Origin of the sequence: Lysinibacillus odysseyi 34hs-1 = NBRC 100172 (assembly GCF_001591965.1) — a bacterium.
Classification (GTDB): domain Bacteria; phylum Bacillota; class Bacilli; order Bacillales_A; family Planococcaceae; genus Lysinibacillus_B; species Lysinibacillus_B odysseyi.
Genome location: NZ_BCVX01000030.1, coordinates 1 through 1,321, shown reverse-complemented (window position 1 = coordinate 1,321; position 1,321 = coordinate 1). Strand labels below are relative to the sequence as shown.

Sequence of the window (1,321 nt, the reverse complement as noted above, 5' to 3'; positions counted from 1 at the left end):
TTTAGCCCCGATACATTTTCGGCGCAGCGTCACTCGACCAGTGAGCTATTACGCACTCTTTAAATGATGGCTGCTTCTAAGCCAACATCCTGGTTGTCTAAGCAACGCCACATCCTTTTCCACTTAACGATTACTTTGGGACCTTAGCTGGTGGTCTGGGCTGTTTCCCTTTTGACTACGGATCTTATCACTCGCAGTCTGACTCCCGTGCATAAATATCCGGCATTCGGAGTTTGTCTGAATTCGGTAAAGCGAGATGCCCCCCTAGTCCAAACAGTGCTCTACCTCCGGTATTCTTAATCACGAGGCTAGCCCTAAAGCTATTTCGGAGAGAACCAGCTATCTCCAAGTTCGATTGGAATTTCTCCGCTACCCACACCTCATCCCCGCACTTTTCAACGTGCGTGGGTTCGGGCCTCCAGTAAGTGTTACCTCACCTTCACCCTGGACATGGGTAGATCACCTGGTTTCGGGTCTACGACCACGTACTATTTCGCCCTATTCAGACTCGCTTTCGCTGCGGCTCCGTCTTCTCAACTTAACCTCGCACGTAATCGTAACTCGCCGGTTCATTCTACAAAAGGCACGCTATCACCCATTAACGGGCTCTAACTACTTGTAGGCACACGGTTTCAGGTTCTATTTCACTCCCCTCCCGGGGTGCTTTTCACCTTTCCCTCACGGTACTGGTTCACTATCGGTCACTAGGTAGTATTTAGCCTTGGGAGATGGTCCTCCCGGATTCCGACGGAATTTCACGTGTTCCGCCGTACTCAGGATCCACTCAGGAGGGAATAACTTTTTAGCTACAGGGCTTTTACCTGCTCTGGCGGACCTTTCCAAGTCGCTTCGCCTAAATCATTCCTTTGTAACTCCGTATAGAGTGTCCTACAACCCCAAGAGGCAAGCCTCTTGGTTTGGGCTCTTCCCGTTTCGCTCGCCGCTACTCAGGGAATCGAATTTTCTTTCTCTTCCTCCAGGTACTTAGATGTTTCAGTTCCCTGGGTCTGTCTCTAACGCGCTATGAATTCACGCGAAAGTACTGCGCCATTAAACGCAGTGGGTTCCCCCATTCGGAAATCCCCGGATCAAAGCTTACTTACAGCTCCCCGAGGCATATCGGTGTTAGTGCCGTCCTTCATCGACTCCTAGTGCCAAGGCATCCACCGTGCGCCCTTATTAACTTAACCAATAAGTTAACGCTAACTCAAAAGAGTTAGACTTTTAGTTCACACGTCAATTGCTTGACTTGTTTGACTCTTATCTATTAAAAGATAGAAATTTGTGTTTGCTTTCAATGTCGTTTTATCCAGTTTTCAAA

General features: G+C 48.6%; 1 rRNA gene. It reads right to left on the bottom strand.

The window, feature by feature from the left end:
- A 23S ribosomal RNA gene (locus tag BOD01S_RS22260) occupies nucleotides 1–1,190 on the bottom strand; the annotation flags it as partial.
- Nucleotides 1,191–1,321: the final 131 nt, after the last annotated feature.